The sequence below is a fragment of the Paracoccus tibetensis genome, assembly GCF_900102505.1.
In the GTDB taxonomy this organism is placed as follows: Bacteria; Pseudomonadota; Alphaproteobacteria; order Rhodobacterales; family Rhodobacteraceae; genus Paracoccus; species Paracoccus tibetensis.
Window position 1 is genome coordinate 37,567 of the sequence record NZ_FMVT01000006.1, and the last position, 15,103, is coordinate 52,669.

Here is a 15,103-nt window from a genome sequence, read left to right on the forward strand (position 1 = left end):
GGCGGCCACGCCGTTTCGCCGGGATGCGTTGCTCGTCCCTTGGTTGTGCACGGTGTTGGTGTTGCGCGGCTAACCCCATGCTTTAATTCGACAGTTCGCGCCGTTGCGCAGGGTGATGCGGATTTCGTTGACTTGCCGTACGCCCTAGGGTAGAAAGTTTACATGCTGGGAGAAATGGGCAAGCGGCCGGGGGCAACCCCGCGCCGCTTTTTCGTTTCGAGCTCGTGCGGACAGGACACGAGGCGGGGCAGATTGCATGAATGATATGGATTGGGGCGGGGTCGGGGATCCCGAAGGACCTTTCGTGGCCGGCACGCAGGCGGGGCATCTTGCCGCGCTGAAAGCCGAAGGCGCTCCCGTCGAGGAGGACGAGATCGCCGTCGCGCAATGGCTCTTCTGGGACTACGTGAAGGATCTGCGGGCGCATCAGGCAGAGCTGGCGCAGGCGGACCCACGCGAGATCGAGCCGGCGCGGCTGAAGAAGGCGGTTGAGACCGCCCGGACGGTCCGCGACGCGATTTCGCTTCTGATGCAGGAGAGGAACAAGGTTGACAAACTTCGCAAGGATATCGCCGGCGGGGTCGGAGGGGGAAGCCTCGACCTTGACGCCGCACGAGATGAGGTCGGGCGCCGCCTGGCTTGCCTCCGCCGCGCCGGAGGAGGTTGAGGACTTCCTCGGCGGGCTGTCCGAGAACGCGCTGCTGTCGCTGCCCTGGCTCTTCGAGTTCTGGGCGCTCCCGCACCAGCTGCCCCCCGAGGGCGACTGGAAGTCTTGGGTCATCATGGGCGGGCGCGGGGCGGGCAAGACCCGCGCCGGATCGGAATGGGTGCGGCGGATGGTCGAGGGACCGTCCGCCGCGGCGCCGGGGCAGTGCCATCGCGTGGCGCTGGTCGGCGAGACCTTCGACCAGGTCCGCGACGTGATGGTCTTCGGCGAGTCGGGCATCCTGGCCTGCTCGCCCCCGGACCGGCGGCCGGTCTGGGAGGCGGGGCGGCGCCGGCTGGTCTGGGCCAACGGCGCCACGGCCACCTGCTATTCGGCCCATGAGCCGGAGGCGCTGCGCGGGCCGCAGTTCGACGCGGCCTGGGTCGATGAGCTGGCCAAGTGGAAGAAGGCCGAGGATGTCTGGGACATGCTGCAATTCGCGCTGCGCCTCGGAGAGCATCCCCAGCAGGTCGTCACCACGACGCCCCGTAATGTGGGGGTGCTGAAGCGGATCATGGCGAATGCCTCGACCGTGGTGACCCATGCGCCGACCGAGGCAAACCGCGCCTATCTGGCCGAGAGCTTTCTCGCCGAGGTCGAGGCGCGTTACGGCGGCACGCGGCTGGGCCGGCAGGAGCTGGAGGGGGTGCTGCTCGACGATGTCGAAGGGGCGCTCTGGACGACGGCGATGCTGGAAGGGGCGCGCCTCGGCGAGGTGCCGAAGCTCGACCGGGTGGTCGTCGCGGTCGATCCGGCGGTGACGGCGGGGCGGGCGAGCGACGAGTGCGGGATCGTGGTGGCGGGCGTCGTCATGTCGGGCGAGCCGCGGGACTGGCGCGCCTATGTGTTGGAGGATGCCAGCATTCGCGGCGGGCCGACGGACTGGGCGCGCGCGGCCATCGCGGCGATGGACCGGCACGGGGCCGAGCGGCTGGTGGCCGAGGTGAACCAGGGCGGCGATCTGGTCGAGAGCGTCGTGCGGCAGGTCGATCCCCTGGTGCCGTTCAAGGCGCTGCGGGCGACGCGCGGCAAGGGCCTGCGGGCCGAGCCGGTGGCGGCGCTCTACGAGCAGGGGCGCGTGAAGCACCTGCGCGGCGGCACGCTGGGCACGCTCGAGGACCAGATGTGCCAGATGACGGTGCGGGGCTACGAGGGCACGGGCAGTCCGGACCGGCTGGATGCGCTGGTCTGGGCGCTGCACGAGCTGATGATCGAGCCGGCGGCCGGATGGCGGCGTCCGCAGATGCGGCGCCTTTGAGGCAAAACCGGGGCGTTCTGCCCGCAGAAGACAGCAAGAGCCGGGGGCATTCTGCCCCCGGACCCCCTGAGGATATTTGGGCACAGAAGATGAGGGGGCGGCTTTCCGGGCCGCCCCTTCGTCGTGCCGGTGATGGAGGCGAGGATGGCGTTTCGTTTGTTTTCGCGGGAGGAGAAGGCTCCTGCCGTGCCGGAGAGGAAGGCCAGCGCCACCGGGCGGGTGGTCGCCTTCGCCAGCGGCTCGGGCCGGGCGGTCTGGTCGGCGCGCGACACGGCCAGCCTGACGCGCAGCGGCTTTGTCGGCAACCCGATCGGCTTTCGCAGCGTCAAACTGATCGCCGAGGCGGCGGCCGCGGTGCCGCTGATCTGCGAGGACCGCGAGCATCGCTACGAGACGCATCCGGTCATCGACCTCCTGCGCCGGCCCAATCCGGGCCAGGGGCGGGCCGAGCTGATGGAGGCGCTGCTGGGGCAGCTGCTGCTGTCGGGCAACGGCTATCTGGAGGCGGTGGGGCTGACCCCGGCCGGCCTTCCGGGCGAGCTGCATGTCCTGCGCTCGGACCGGATGAGCGTGGTGCCGGGCGAGGATGGCTGGCCCGTCGCCTATGAATACGCCGTCGGCGGGCGCAAGCACCGCTTCGACATGACCGGCAGTCCCGACCCGATCTGCCACATCAAGAGCTTCCATCCGCAGGACGACCATTACGGCCTCTCGCCGATGCAGGCGGCGGCGGTGGCGCTGGACGTGCACAACAGCGCCAGCGCCTGGTCGAAGGCGCTCTTGGACAATGCGGCGCGACCCTCGGGCGCGATCGTCTACAAGGGGATCGACGGGCAGGGCGTGCTGAGCCCCGAGCAGTACGACCGCCTGGTGGGCGAGATCGAGATGAACCACCAGGGCGCGCGCAATGCCGGGCGGCCGATGCTGCTGGAGGGGGGGCTGGACTGGAAGCCAATGGGCTTCTCGCCCTCGGACATGGAGTTCCACGAGACGAAGCTCTCGGCGGCGCGGGAGATCGCGCTGGCCTTCGGCGTGCCGCCCATGCTGATGGGGATACCGGGGGATGCGACCTATGCGAACTACGCCGAGGCGAACCGAGCCTTCTACCGGCTGACGGTGCTGCCGCTGGCGACGCGGGTTGCGGCCTCGATGGCCTGGTGGCTCTCGGAGCACCTGGGGGCCGAGATCGAGCTGCGGCCCGATCCGGACCGTGTCCCGGCCCTGTCGGACGAGCGCGACCAGCAGTGGCGCCGGGTCAGCGAGGCGGCCTTCCTGACGGATGCCGAGAAGCGGGCGCTGCTGGGCCTGCCGCCTCTGGCCGAGGGCTGAGGCCATGGAGGGGTCGCGTTTCGTGCGCGAGGCTGGGTGGCACGAGCAGCGCTTCGAGGTGCAGGAGCGGATCATGGCGCTGCAGTTCGGTACCGTCGAGAAGCGGCTCGAGCGGATCGAGGCGATGATCGAGGGGCTGGAGCGGCGGCTGTGGATGACCGTCTACGGCGTCGTCGCGGTGATCCTGACGCAGGCCGTGCAGGGGATACTTGAGTTTGCGCCGAAAGGAGGCTGAGGCATGGTTCCGGGGCTTGAGGTGAAATACGCGGGCGGCCCGCCCGTCCTGTCGGAGGGGCAGGTGATGGAGGGCTATGCGAGCCTCTTCGGCCTGACCGACCAGGGTGGGGACGCGGTGATGCCGGGGGCGTTCCGCGCCTCGCTGGCGAAGCTGGCGGGCAAGGGCGACAAGGTGCGGATGCTGTGGCAGCACGATCCGACCCGGCCCATCGGCGTCTGGGACGAGATCCGCGAGGACGAGAAGGGCCTGTGGGTCAAGGGCCGGCTGCTGCCCGAGGTGGCGCAGGCGCGCGAGGCGGCGGCGCTGATCCAGGCGGGCGCGATCGACGGGCTCTCCATCGGCTACCGCACGGTGCGCGCCGAGCGCGACCAGAAGGGCCGGCGGATGCTGGCGGAGGTCGAGCTGTGGGAGGTCTCGCTGGTGACTTTCCCGATGCTGCCCGAGGCGAAGGTCGGCCGCAAGGACGCCGACGACATGCGCGAGTTCTGCGCCGTGCTGGCCCAAGCGGCCGAGGCGCTGCGCCTGGGCTGAGCGGCCCGGCGCGAGCGGCGCACCTTCAGCGGTGCGCCGGCGAGGTTCGGACTGGCCCCCGAGGCGGTCCGCAAACAGGGGCCAAGGCCCCGATTTCCGCGATGAGGAGACAAGCATGACCGAGGCGAAGGCTGCGGGCGGCGGGGACATGCCCGCCGACCTGAAGGGGGCCATGATGGGGTTCGTCGGCGAACTCAAGGCTTTCCGCGACGACATTCAGACCAAGCTCAAAGCACAGGAAGAGCGCATGACCATGATCGACCGCAAGACCGCCCTCCGGGGCCGCGCCCCCCTCTCCAGCACGGCCGAGGCGGCGGCGCCGCACCAGAAGGCGTTCAACGCCTATCTGCGCAGCGGCGATGACGACGGCCTGCGCGGCCTGTCCGTCGAGGAGAAGGGCCTGACCGTCGCCAGCGACGGCGGCTTCCTCGCCGCGCCGCAGGTCGCCGACACCGTGCAGCAGGTGCTGCGCTCGGGCGCCTCGCTGCGCCGGCTGGCCAATGTCGTGACCGTCGAGAGCTCGGTCTACGAGGTGCTGGTCGACAAGGGCGATCTGGGCGCCGGCTGGGCGACCGAGGCGGCCTCGGGCGAGACGGCCACGGGCGGCATCGAGCGCATCGCGATCCCGGTCCACGAGCTGTCGGCCATGCCGAAGGCGAGCCAGCGCCTGCTGGACGACGCGGCCTTCGACGTCGAGGCCTGGCTGGCCGAGCGCATCGCCGACAAGTTCGCCCGCTCCGAGGCGGCCGCCTTCGTCAACGGCGACGGCGCCGACAAGCCCCGCGGCATCCTGCGCTACCCGGTCGCCCCCATCGCCACGGCCACCGACAGCCAGGTCGGCTTCGTGGTCACCGGCGCCTCGGGCGACTTCAACCCGGACAACCCGGCCGACTGCCTGATCGACCTGATCTACGCGCTCGGCGCGGCCTACCGCACCAATGCGAGCTTCATGATGAACTCGAAGACGGCGGCGCGGGTGCGCAAGATGAAGGACGCCGAGGGCCGCTTCCTCTGGGCGGACGCGCTGACGGTCGGCCAGGTCCCGCAGCTGCTGGGCTACCCGGTGCTGATCAGCGAGGACATGCCCGACGTCGCGGCGAATGCAATGGCCATCGCCTTCGGCGACTTCCGCTCGGCCTACACCATCGTGGAGCGTCCGGACCTGCGCGTGCTGCGCGATCCCTTCAGCGCCAAGCCTCATGTGCTGTTTTACGCCACCAAGCGCGTCGGCGGCGGCATCACCGACTTCCGCGCCGTCAAGCTGCTCCGCTTCGCCTGACCCTTCGGGGCCAGGGCGAGGGGCAGGGGGCGTGCCAGTGTCGCTGGCCGTCCCGGCTTAGCCACTGTCCGCGCGTGCTGATGGTCGGCGCGCGGGTGTGTCCCCTGCCCGCATGAGACGAGGATGCGGGGCCCTGCATGGGGCCCCGCCGGTTGGAACAGGTGCGGACGGCAGGACGGGAGGTTCGCAAGATGATGCTGATTGAAGAGACCGCGGTTGCGGCGGAGGTGCTGCCGGTTGCCGCGCTGAGGTCGCATTTGCGGCTTGGGTCGGGCTTTGCCGGCCCTGACGACGCCGCCGAGACTGCCGCCCTGCAGGGATTTCTGCGCGCCGCCATCGCCGTGATCGAGGCGCGCACGGGCAAGGTGCTGCTGAAGCGGCGCTTTCTGATGCGACTGGATGACTGGCGGGACCGGATGGGGCAGTCGCTGCCGCTGGCGCCGGTGCACTCGGTCGAGCGCATCGCCATCGAGGATGCCGAGGGGCAGGAGACGGAACTGCCGGCCGACAGCTGGCGGCTGGTCCCAGACAGCCAACGGCCGGCGATCCTGCCCACGGGCGTGGTGCTGCCGCATGTGCCGCGCCGCGGCTCGGTCGCGATCCGCTTTCTGGCGGGGTTCGGCGACAGCTGGGACCAGGTGCCGGCGGATCTGGCGCAGGCCGTGATCATGCTGGCGGCGCGCCATTACGAGGACCGCCACGACGCCCATGCCCGGCAGGCGCTGCCCTTCGGGGTCAGCGCGCTGATCGAGAAGTGGCGTGCCGTGCGCACCTTGGCGGGCCGCGGCGCGCGGGAGGGGCGGTGATGGACGCGCCGCAGCTGAATGTCGAGCTGACGCTGGAGGAAGGTGTCCGCGTCTCCGACGGCGCCGGCGGGCACAGGCTGGCCTGGCAGGAGCTGGGCCGCCTCTGGGCCGCGCTCGACGCGCGTTCGGCGCGTGAGACGGGGCAGGGCATCGGCATGGTGAGCGTGGTGCAGTGGCGCATCACGGTGCGCGGGGCGCAGGCGGGCGATCCGCGGCGGCCGCGGGCGGGCCAGCGCCTGCGCATGGGCACGCGCCGCTTCCGGATTGAGGCGGTGGCGGAACGGGACGGGTCCGGTCGCTGGCTCGACTGCTTCGCGCGAGAGGAGGAACAGGCATGAGCTACGGGGCAAGCGCCGCGCTTCAGGCGGCGGTCTGGCAGCACCTGCGGTCCGATCCTGCCGTGGCCGAGATCGTCGGCGACGCCGTCTTCGACGCGATGCCGGTAAACCCGCCGGCCGGGGTGCATGTCGCGCTCGGGGCCGAGGAGGTGCGCGATGCGGGCGACGTGACGGCCGCCGGTTCGCGGCACGACTTCGTCGTGTCGGTCCTTTCGGGCGCGGACGACGGCGCCGGCTTCTCGGCGGTCAAGGACGCCGCGGCGGCTGTCGCCGATGCGCTGGACCAAGGCCAGCTGGCGCTGAGCCGCGGGCGGCTGGCGGGATTGTGGTTCCTGCGCGCGGCGGCGCGCCGGACGGGAAACGGCGCGGGACGGCAGGTCGACCTGACCTTCCGGGCGCGCATTGATTTGGGTTGAGGAGAAGCCAAATGGCTGTACAGAACGGGCGCGATCTGCTGATCAAGATGGACATGACGGGCGACGGCGCCTTCGAGACGATCGCCGGGCTGCGGGCGACGCGCCTGGCCTTCAACGCCGAGACGGTGGACGTCACCAGCCTGGAGAGCGAGGGCGGCTGGCGCGAGCTTCTGGGCGGCGCCGGCGTGCGCAGCGCCTCGATCTCGGGCTCGGGCGTGTTCCGGGATGCGGACACGGACGGGCGGGCGCGGCAGGCCTTCTTCGACGGCGAGACGCCGCGCTGCCAGGTCATCATCCCCGATTTCGGGCGCATCGAGGGCGCGTTCCAGATCACCTCGCTCGAATACTCGGGAAGCTACAACGGCGAGGCGACCTACGAGCTGGCGCTGGCCTCGGCCGGGGCGCTGAGCTTCGTGGCGATCTGATGGCGAACCCTCTGCGCGGCGAGGTCGAGGTGATCCTCGACGGCGCGGTCTGCAACGCCCGGCTGACGCTCGGCGCGCTGGCCGCGCTCGAGCATGAGCTGGGCGCCGGCAGCCTTCTGGATCTGGCAGAGCGGTTCGAAAGCTCGCGCTTCACCGGCAGCGACGTCATCGCCGTCCTGGCCGCGGGCCTGCGGGGCGGCGGATGGATCGGCGGAACCGAGGATCTGCTGCGGGCCGACATTGCCGGCGGTCCGATGGCGGCGGCGCGGGCGGCCGCCCAGCTGCTGGCCCTGGCCTTCCGGGGCCCGGCATGAGCCCGCCCGCCAAACAGGGCGGGCTGGACTGGCGGGGATTGCTGCGGGCCGGCCTGCACGATCTGCGGCTGACGCCGGACCAGTTCTGGGCGCTGACGCCGGCCGAACTGGCCGTGATGATGGGGCTGGAGGCGGCGCCCGTGCCGATGACACGCGACCGGCTGGCCAGCCTGTCGCAGCGATATCCCGACAATCCCGCGGCCGTGCCCGCGGATGCAGGACTGGGAGAGGACAATGCGGATGGATGAGGCTTCCGGCAAGGGCATCGAGCGACTGGACGATGATCTTGCCCAGAGCGCGCGCATGGCGGCCGCCTTCGAGGGCGAGCTGTCGCGGTTGCGCCAGTCGATGGCCTACACCTCGCGCGAGGTTGGCAGCCTGACCTCCGGGCTCGAAAGCGGCCTGAGGCGTGCCTTCGACGGGCTGATCTTCGACGGCGGCAAGTTGTCGGACGCGCTGCGCGGCGTCGGCCGTGCGCTGGTCGACAGCGTCTACGGCATCGCCATGCGTCCCATCGAAGGAGCGCTGGCGAGTGGGCTTGCCGGCATGGTGACGGGGGCGATGACGCCCTTTGCCGCGGGCGGGGCGTTCCAGCAGGGGCGCGTCACGGCCGTGGGCGGGGACGTTGTCGGCCAGGCCACCGGCTTTCCGATGCGCGGCGGGATCGGGCTTCTGGGCGAGGCGGGGGCCGAGGCGATCATGCCGCTGAGGCGCGGCGCGGATGGCCGGCTTGGTGTCGCGGCGGCCGGCGGTGGGCGCGCGGTCAACGTGACCTTCAACATCTCGACCCCGGATGTCGCCGGCTTCCAGCGCAGCCAATCGCAGATCGCCGCCCAGATGAGCCGGCTGATGGCTCAGGGCGAGCGCAACAACTGAGGAGGGGGCGATGGCCTTTCACGAGGTGAGATTTCCCGCCAACCTGTCCTTCGGGGCGGTTGGCGGACCCGAGCGCCGCACCGAGATCGTGGCGATGGCGAGCGGCTTCGAGGAGCGCAACACGCCCTGGGCCCATGCCCGCCGGCGCTATGACGCCGGGATGGGGTTGCGGTCGATGGACGATCTGGCGGCCGTCGTCGCCTTCTTCGAGGCGCGCGCAGGGCAGTTGCACGGCTTTCGGTGGAAGGACTGGTCGGACTACAAGAGCTGCCTGCCGTCGGCCGCTCCGGCCTTCGCGGACCAGGTGATCGCCGTCGGCGATGGCCAGAGGCGTGTCTTCCAGCTGATCAAGGCCTACCGCTCGGGCGAGACGGTCTATGATCGGCCGATCAGCAAGCCCGTGGCGGGAACCGTGCGTGCGGGCGTCGGCGGCGACGAGAAGTTCCCCGATGCGCAATACACGGTCGATCACAGGCGGGGCCGCATCACTTTCCACCAGCCGCCCGAAACAGGCGCCGAGGTCACTGCGGGGTTCGAATTCGACGTGCCCGTGCGTTTCGACATGGACCGCATCGCGGTCTCGGTCGCCTCGTTCCAGGCGGGACAGGTGCCCGACATCCCGGTGATCGAGGTGCGGGTATGAGCGGCGGGGCCGAGACGGGCATCGCCCGCGCGTGGTCGATCCGGCGCGGCGACGGGCTGACCTTGGGGTTCACCGACCACGACCGCGTCCTGCGCTTCGGCGGGATCGTGTTCCGGCCTGACCGAGGGCTGACGGCGCGGGCCATCGTGCAGGCCACGGGCCTGTCGGTCGACAACAGCGAGGCCGCCGGCGCGCTGAGCGCCGATGCGATCAGCGAGCGCGACATCCTCGCGGGCCGGTGGGACGGCGCAACGCTGCGGATGTGGGAGGTCGAGTGGGCGAACGTCGCCCGCCGCCGGCTTGTCTTCCGCGGCACCATTGGCGAGGTGACCCGCTCGGCCGGCGCGTTCCGGGCCGAGCTGCGGGGGCTCTCCGAGCCGCTGAACGCGCCGCAGGGCCGCATCTACCATCCGCGCTGCACGGCCGAACTGGGCGACGGGCTGTGCAAGGTCGCGCTGGACACGCCCACGCTTAGCACGGAGGTCGCCGTGCAGGGGCTCGGCGAGGGCCGCGTCTTCTCGTTCACCGGCTTTCCCGCCTATGGCGCGAACTGGTTCGAGAGCGGGCAGCTCGTGGTGCTCGACGGCGACGCCGAGGGACTGCGCGGCACGATCAAGAACGACACGGCACGACCGGGCGGGCGCCGCGAGATCGAGCTTTGGGCGGGCCTGCCGATCTTGCCGCAACCGGGCGACCGCGTCCGTCTGCTGGCGGGCTGCGACAAGTCCGCATCCACCTGCCGGCTGAAGTTCCAGAACCTGCTGAACTTCCGCGGCTTCCCGCATCTGCCGAGCGAGGACTGGCTGCTCGCGCCGCAGGCCGGGAGCCGCCATGGATGAGCCCTCCGAGGTTGCGATCGCGCGGCGCTGGCTGGGCACGCCCTATGTCCACCAAGCGGCCGCGGAGGGCGCGGGCGCCGATTGCCTCGGCCTCATCCGCGGCATCTGGCGCGAGCTGAACGGCACCGAGCCCGAGGAGCCGCCGGCCTATACCGGTGACTGGGCCGAGTGCGGCGGCGAGGAGACGCTGTGGCAGGCGGCCACGCGGCACCTCGTTCCCGTGCCGGCCGAGGCCGAGCTGGCGGCAGGTCAGGTCCTGCTGTTCCGGATGCGCGAGGGCGCGATCGCCAAGCATCTCGGCCTGCTCTCGGTTGCCGGAGCCACGCAGCGTTTCATCCACGCCTACACCTACCACGGCGTCATCGAAAGCCCGCTGACCCCGCCCTGGAAGGCGCGGATCGTTGCGCGGTTCCGCTTTCCCTGACGCATCACAACGAAGGAAGCACAGATGGCCACGATCGTCCTCTCAGCAGTCGGCGCCTCGCTCGGCTCCGGCTTCGGCGGCACGTTGCTGGGCCTGTCGGGCGCGGTGATCGGCCGTGCGGCCGGTGCCGCCCTCGGCCGTGTCATCGACCAGCGGCTGCTGGGCGCCGGAGCGCGGGCGGTCGAGACCGGGCGGATCGACCGCCTGCGCCTGCAAACGGCCGGCGAGGGCATGGCCGTGCCGCGGATCTGGGGCCAGATGCGCCTGCCGGGCCACGTGATCTGGGCCTCTCCGCTGGAGGAGGTGACGCGCACCGAGGAGGCCGGCGGCGGCAAGGGCGCGCCGAAGACCCGCGTCACGCAGGTCAGCTATCGGCTCTCGGTGGCGCTGGCCCTTTGCGAGGGCCGCATCCTTGGCGTCGGCCGGGTCTGGGCGGACGGCGAGGAGCTTGCCGCCTCGGATCTGAACATGCGCGTCTATCGCGGCGGCGAAAGCCAGCAGCCCGATCCGATCATCGTCGCGCATGAGGGTGCCGAAGCGCCGGCCTATCGCGGCATCGCCTATCTCGTGCTGGAGAACCTGAACCTCGAGCGCTGGGGCAACCGGATGCCGCAACTGAGCTTCGAGGTGACTTGCCCCGCCCGCGACGGCTCGGGCCTGTCGCGCGATGTGCGTGCCGTGGCGCTGATCCCCGGCACGGGCGAATACTCGCTTGCGACAACGCCGGTCAACCACGAGCAGGACCTTGGCGAGACGCGCAGCTTCAACGTGAACACGCCGATGGGCGGGACGGATTTCCGCGCCTCGCTGGACGTGCTGGGGCGAGAACTGCCGAATGCCCGCTCGGTGTCGCTGATCGTGTCCTGGTTCGGGGACGACCTCAGGATCGGCGAGTGCAAGGTCAAGCCCAAGGTGGAGTTTGCCTCGGTCGACGGGGCCGAGATGCCGTGGCGCGCGGGCGGGATCACCCGTTCCGAGGCGCAGGAGGTGGCGCGCGTCGATGGCCGTCCGATCTATGGCGGCACGCCGTCGGATCAGTCGGTGATCGAGGCGCTGCGCGCCCTGAGCGCCTCGGGTCGCAAGGCGATCTTCTATCCCTTCATCCTGATGGAGTAGATCAGGGGGAACGGCCGTCCCGATCCCTATGGATCGGGCGAGCAGCCCGTCATGCCGTGGCGCGGCCGCATCACGACGCGCGTGGCGCCGGGACGTGAGGGCACGACGGACAAGACGGCGGCAGCAGCCGAGGAGGTGGCGCGCTTCTTCGGGCAGGCGCGCCGGCAGGACTTCGCGCGCTCGGGCGACCGGGTGACCTATGGCGGCCCGGACGAGTGGTCCTATCGCCGCTTCATCCTGCATTACGCCCATCTGGCCGCAGCCGCGGGCGGGATCGACGCGTTCCTCATCGGCTCGGAGATGGTCGGGATGACCCAGATCCGCGGCGCGCAGAACAGCTACCCGGCTGTCGCCGCGCTGCGGGCGCTTGCCGCCGATGTGCGCGCGATCCTAGGGCCGGGGGTCAAGATCGGCTATGCCGCCGACTGGTCCGAGTATTTCGGCCACCATCCCGGCAATGGCGAGCTGTTCTTCCACCTCGACCCGCTCTGGGCCGACGACAACATCGACTTCATCGGCATCGACAACTACATGCCGCTTTCCGACTGGCGGGACGGCGACACGCATCTGGACGCGGGCTGGAAGCGGATCGACAACATCGACTACCTCAAGGCGAACGTCGCCGGGGGCGAGGGCTACGACTGGTACTACGCCAGCGACTCGCATCGCGATGCGCAGATCCGCACGCCCATCACCGACGGTTTCTACGACGAGGCCTGGGTCTGGCGCTACAAGGACCTGCGCGGCTGGTGGGAGAACCTGCACTACAACCGCCCGGGCGGTGTGCGGCAGACCGAGGCCACGGCCTGGGTCCCCGGCAGCAAGCCGTTCTGGTTCACCGAGCTGGGCTGCGCGGCACTGGACAAGGCGACGAACCAGCCGAACAAGTTCCTCGACGCGATGAGCTCGGAGAGCATGCTGCCGCATTACTCGAACGGAACGCGCAACGACGCGATCCAGGCGGCCTACGTCCAGGCCTCGATGGCCTATTGGAACGATCCGACGAACAATCCGGGAATGACCGATGGCCGTCCCATGGTCGACCCGGACCGGGCGCATATCTGGTGCTGGGACGCGCGGCCCTATCCCGCCTTTCCCGGCCGACCAGATCTCTGGTCCGACGGGCCTGCCTGGGACCGGGGGCACTGGCTGAATGGGCGCGCAGGCGCCGTCACGCTGCGCGCGCTCGTGACCGACATCTGCCGCGCGGCAGGTGTCACGGCCATTGATGTGCGCGACATCTCGGGGGTCGTCCGCGGCTACGCGCTGACCGGGCAGGAGAGCGGCCGCGCGGCGTTGCAGCCGCTGATGCTGGCTTATGGCTTCGACGCCGTCGAGCGTGACGGCGTGCTGAAGTTCGTCTCGCGCGACGCGCTGAGCCGCGCGACGATCTCGCCCGAGGATCTGGCGGTCGCGGGCGATCTCTCCGGGCTCGAGACCAGCCGGGCGGCCGAGGCCTCGATGGCGGGGCGCTTGCGGCTGACCCATGTCGAGGCCGGCGGAGACTACACCGCAGCCACCGCCGAAGCCGGCCGCGCCACCGAGGGGCGCAAGGCGGTCGCGGACAGCGAGTTCGCGATGATGCTCACGCGGGCAGAGGGGCGCGGGATCGTGGACCGCTGGCTGGCCGAGGCCGAGGTGGCGCGCGACACGGCCCGCTTCGCGTTGCCGCCGTCCTGGAGCCACCTGGGGCCGGGCGATGTGGTGGACATCCAGCAGCCGGCCACGGACGCGCAACGCTGGCGCATCGACCGGGTGGAGCGCTCCGGCCCGCTTGTGATCGATGCGGTGCGCGTCGATGCCGGCGTATACCGGCCCGCGATCAGCCACCAGGAGCAGGGCAGCATCCGGCGCTACCAGCCGCCCCTCCCGGTCCAGCCGGTCTTCCTGGACCTGCCGCTGCTGCGCGGCGACGAGGTTCCACATGCGCCGCATCTTGCCGTCTCGGCGCATCCCTGGCCGGGCACCGTCGCCGCCTATGTCGCCGGCGACCCGCAAGGGGGGTTCGAGCTGAACCTGCTGCTGGAACGCCGCGCCCTCATCGGCCGGACGTTGACGTCCCTGGAGAGGGCAAGACCCGGGCTGATCGACCGCGGCACGCCGTTGCGGCTGCGCCTGCAGAGCGACCCGCTGAAATCGGTGACGCACCGCGCGCTTCTGTCAGGCAGCAACGCCCTCGCCATCGGCGACGGCACGCTGGAGAACTGGGAGATCCTTCAGTTCAGGGCGGCACGGCTCGTCGCGCCGAACGTGTGGGAGATCACCGAGCGCCTGCGGGGCCAGGCAGGCACCGACGCGCTCATGCCGCAGGCCTGGCCGGCCGGCAGCATCGTCGTGCTGCTGGACGGGGGGCCGAGGCAGGTCGAGCTGCCACCCTCGGCGCGGGGGCAGGAGAGGTTCTGGCGCATCGGCCCGGCGCTGCGCGCACCGGACGACGCGAGCTATCGCAGCCGCAGCACGACCGCGCGCGGGATCGGACTTCGGCCCTATGCGCCATGCCATCTGCGGCTCGACGCCCGCCGGCTCAGCTGGGTGCGGCGCGGGCGGATCGACGCGGATGGATGGGACGGGCCGGACATCCCGCTTGGCGAAGAGCAGGAGCGGTATCTGGTGCAGGTCCTGAACGGCTCGCAGCTGCTTGCTGAAAGCCAGCAGTCGGTCCCGCAGTTCGAGATCCCCGCAGGTCTCTGGTCACAGGCCCAGGCAGCCGGACGGATGTCGGTCCGGGTCGCCCAATTGTCGCAGGTCTTCGGACGCGGCCCCTTTGCAAGGAAAGACTTCAATGTCCAGTGAAACCGCGCGCCTGAACATGTCCCTCCTGCTGCCGGCGCAGGCTCAGAAGCACGTGACGGTGAACGAGGCGCTGATGCGCCTCGACGGGATGGTGAACCTCGTCCTCGAGAGTGCGTCGCAGGCGACGCCGCCGGCCACCGTGCTCGACGGGCAGTGCTGGGGCGTGCCGGCGCAGGCGCAGGGCGCTTGGGCAGGGCAGGGAGGGCGCATCGCCATCGGCTCGAACGGGGGCTGGGTCTTTGCCGCGGCGGCACAGGGGATGCGGGCCTTCATCCGGGACCGCGGCATGCCGGCGGTTCATGACGGCATCAGCTGGATGGCGGGCGCCCTGACCATGTCCGCCAGCGGCTCCGGCATGCTGGCCGGCATGGCCGAGGCCGAGGTGACGCTGGCGCCGGGCGGCACGATGGTGACCAACGTCTTCATCCCGGCCGGCTCTATGGTCATCGGAGCCGTCGCGCGGGTCAGCACGGCCATCACGGGCACGGCCGCGACGTGGCGCATGGGCACGGCCGGGGCGACGAACCGCTTCGGCGAGGGGCTCGGCAAGGCGCGGGATTCTTGGGCGCGCGGCATGCTCGGCACGCCCATGACCTACTACCAGACGGAGCCGGTGATCGTGACCGCCGAGGGGGGCACGTTCACGGGCGGGGCGATCCGCATCGCCGTCCATTGGTGGGAGCTGCGTTTGCCGCAGTAAGCTTCCGCCCCGCCCGGTCTTTTTCCCGAGCCACGGATGTATTAGATCTGTAGGCTGGACAAGACCGGGTGG

Annotated in this window: 17 protein-coding genes and 1 pseudogene; all 18 read left to right on the forward strand. The window is 70.8% G+C overall.

The annotated features are described in order from the left end of the window. Positions 1 to 304: 304 nt before the first annotated feature. A complete protein-coding gene (locus BLP73_RS09640; protein WP_139165927.1) occupies positions 305 to 667 on the forward strand; it encodes a permease in 363 nt (120 codons plus the stop codon). Continuing rightward, positions 618 to 1,964 (forward strand): DNA-packaging protein, encoded by a 1,347-nt coding sequence (locus tag BLP73_RS09645; protein ID WP_090743236.1) that lies wholly within the window; start codon positions 618 to 620, stop codon positions 1,962 to 1,964. Before BLP73_RS09640 ends, BLP73_RS09645 begins: the two co-directional genes overlap by 50 nt. Before the next feature lie 144 nt (positions 1,965 to 2,108). Then, positions 2,109 to 3,293 carry a phage portal protein gene (locus BLP73_RS09650; protein WP_090743888.1) on the forward strand — a complete coding sequence of 395 codons (1,185 nt, stop codon included), beginning with the start codon at positions 2,109 to 2,111 and terminating at the stop codon, positions 3,291 to 3,293. Between the two features lie 4 nt (positions 3,294 to 3,297). Further along, positions 3,298 to 3,528 carry a GTA head formation protein, RCAP_rcc01685 family gene (locus BLP73_RS09655; protein WP_090743239.1) on the forward strand — a complete coding sequence of 77 codons (231 nt, stop codon included), beginning with the start codon at positions 3,298 to 3,300 and terminating at the stop codon, positions 3,526 to 3,528. 3 nt (positions 3,529 to 3,531) lie between these two features. Continuing rightward, positions 3,532 to 4,062, forward strand: coding sequence for an HK97 family phage prohead protease (locus BLP73_RS09660; RefSeq protein WP_090743246.1), 531 nt, complete (start codon positions 3,532 to 3,534; stop codon positions 4,060 to 4,062). A 115-nt stretch (positions 4,063 to 4,177) separates the two neighbouring features. Next, positions 4,178 to 5,341 (forward strand): phage major capsid protein, encoded by a 1,164-nt coding sequence (locus BLP73_RS09665; protein ID WP_090743249.1) that lies wholly within the window; start codon positions 4,178 to 4,180, stop codon positions 5,339 to 5,341. A 191-nt stretch (positions 5,342 to 5,532) separates the two neighbouring features. Then, entirely contained in the window at positions 5,533 to 6,147 is a 615-nt protein-coding gene (locus BLP73_RS09670; RefSeq protein WP_090743252.1) for a head-tail connector protein, read from the forward strand. Continuing rightward, complete coding sequence (locus BLP73_RS09675) at positions 6,147 to 6,485, forward strand: head-tail adaptor protein (protein ID WP_090743256.1); 339 nt, start codon at positions 6,147 to 6,149, stop codon at positions 6,483 to 6,485. The genes BLP73_RS09670 and BLP73_RS09675 overlap by 1 nt, the downstream gene beginning before the upstream one ends. After that, positions 6,482 to 6,901, forward strand: coding sequence for a DUF3168 domain-containing protein (locus BLP73_RS09680; RefSeq protein WP_090743259.1), 420 nt, complete (start codon positions 6,482 to 6,484; stop codon positions 6,899 to 6,901). The genes BLP73_RS09675 and BLP73_RS09680 overlap by 4 nt, the downstream gene beginning before the upstream one ends. An 11-nt stretch (positions 6,902 to 6,912) precedes the next feature. Continuing rightward, positions 6,913 to 7,326 (forward strand): phage major tail protein, TP901-1 family, encoded by a 414-nt coding sequence (locus BLP73_RS09685; protein ID WP_090743262.1) that lies wholly within the window; start codon positions 6,913 to 6,915, stop codon positions 7,324 to 7,326. Beyond that, positions 7,326 to 7,640 (forward strand): gene transfer agent family protein, encoded by a 315-nt coding sequence (locus BLP73_RS09690; protein WP_090743265.1) that lies wholly within the window; start codon positions 7,326 to 7,328, stop codon positions 7,638 to 7,640. The genes BLP73_RS09685 and BLP73_RS09690 overlap by 1 nt, the downstream gene beginning before the upstream one ends. Continuing rightward, complete coding sequence (locus BLP73_RS09695; RefSeq protein WP_090743271.1) at positions 7,637 to 7,888, forward strand: rcc01693 family protein; 252 nt, start codon at positions 7,637 to 7,639, stop codon at positions 7,886 to 7,888. The genes BLP73_RS09690 and BLP73_RS09695 overlap by 4 nt, the downstream gene beginning before the upstream one ends. Beyond that, positions 7,881 to 8,516: a phage tail tape measure protein gene (locus BLP73_RS09700; RefSeq protein WP_245686620.1), complete on the forward strand. Its 636-nt coding sequence runs from the start codon at positions 7,881 to 7,883 to the stop codon at positions 8,514 to 8,516. Before BLP73_RS09695 ends, BLP73_RS09700 begins: the two co-directional genes overlap by 8 nt. Before the next feature lie 10 nt (positions 8,517 to 8,526). Beyond that, positions 8,527 to 9,159, forward strand: coding sequence for a DUF2460 domain-containing protein (locus tag BLP73_RS09705; protein WP_090743277.1), 633 nt, complete (start codon positions 8,527 to 8,529; stop codon positions 9,157 to 9,159). Further along, positions 9,156 to 9,998 carry a DUF2163 domain-containing protein gene (locus BLP73_RS09710; RefSeq protein ID WP_090743281.1) on the forward strand — a complete coding sequence of 281 codons (843 nt, stop codon included), beginning with the start codon at positions 9,156 to 9,158 and terminating at the stop codon, positions 9,996 to 9,998. Before BLP73_RS09705 ends, BLP73_RS09710 begins: the two co-directional genes overlap by 4 nt. Continuing rightward, complete coding sequence (locus tag BLP73_RS09715) at positions 9,991 to 10,422, forward strand: NlpC/P60 family protein (protein ID WP_090743284.1); 432 nt, start codon at positions 9,991 to 9,993, stop codon at positions 10,420 to 10,422. The genes BLP73_RS09710 and BLP73_RS09715 overlap by 8 nt, the downstream gene beginning before the upstream one ends. Positions 10,423 to 10,446: 24 nt before the next feature. Continuing rightward, positions 10,447 to 14,331: pseudogene (locus BLP73_RS09720) on the forward strand (baseplate multidomain protein megatron). Beyond that, entirely contained in the window at positions 14,321 to 15,031 is a 711-nt protein-coding gene (locus BLP73_RS09725; RefSeq protein WP_090743287.1) for a DUF2793 domain-containing protein, read from the forward strand. The pseudogene BLP73_RS09720 and the gene BLP73_RS09725 overlap by 11 nt, the downstream one beginning before the upstream one ends. Positions 15,032 to 15,103 lie beyond the last annotated feature (72 nt).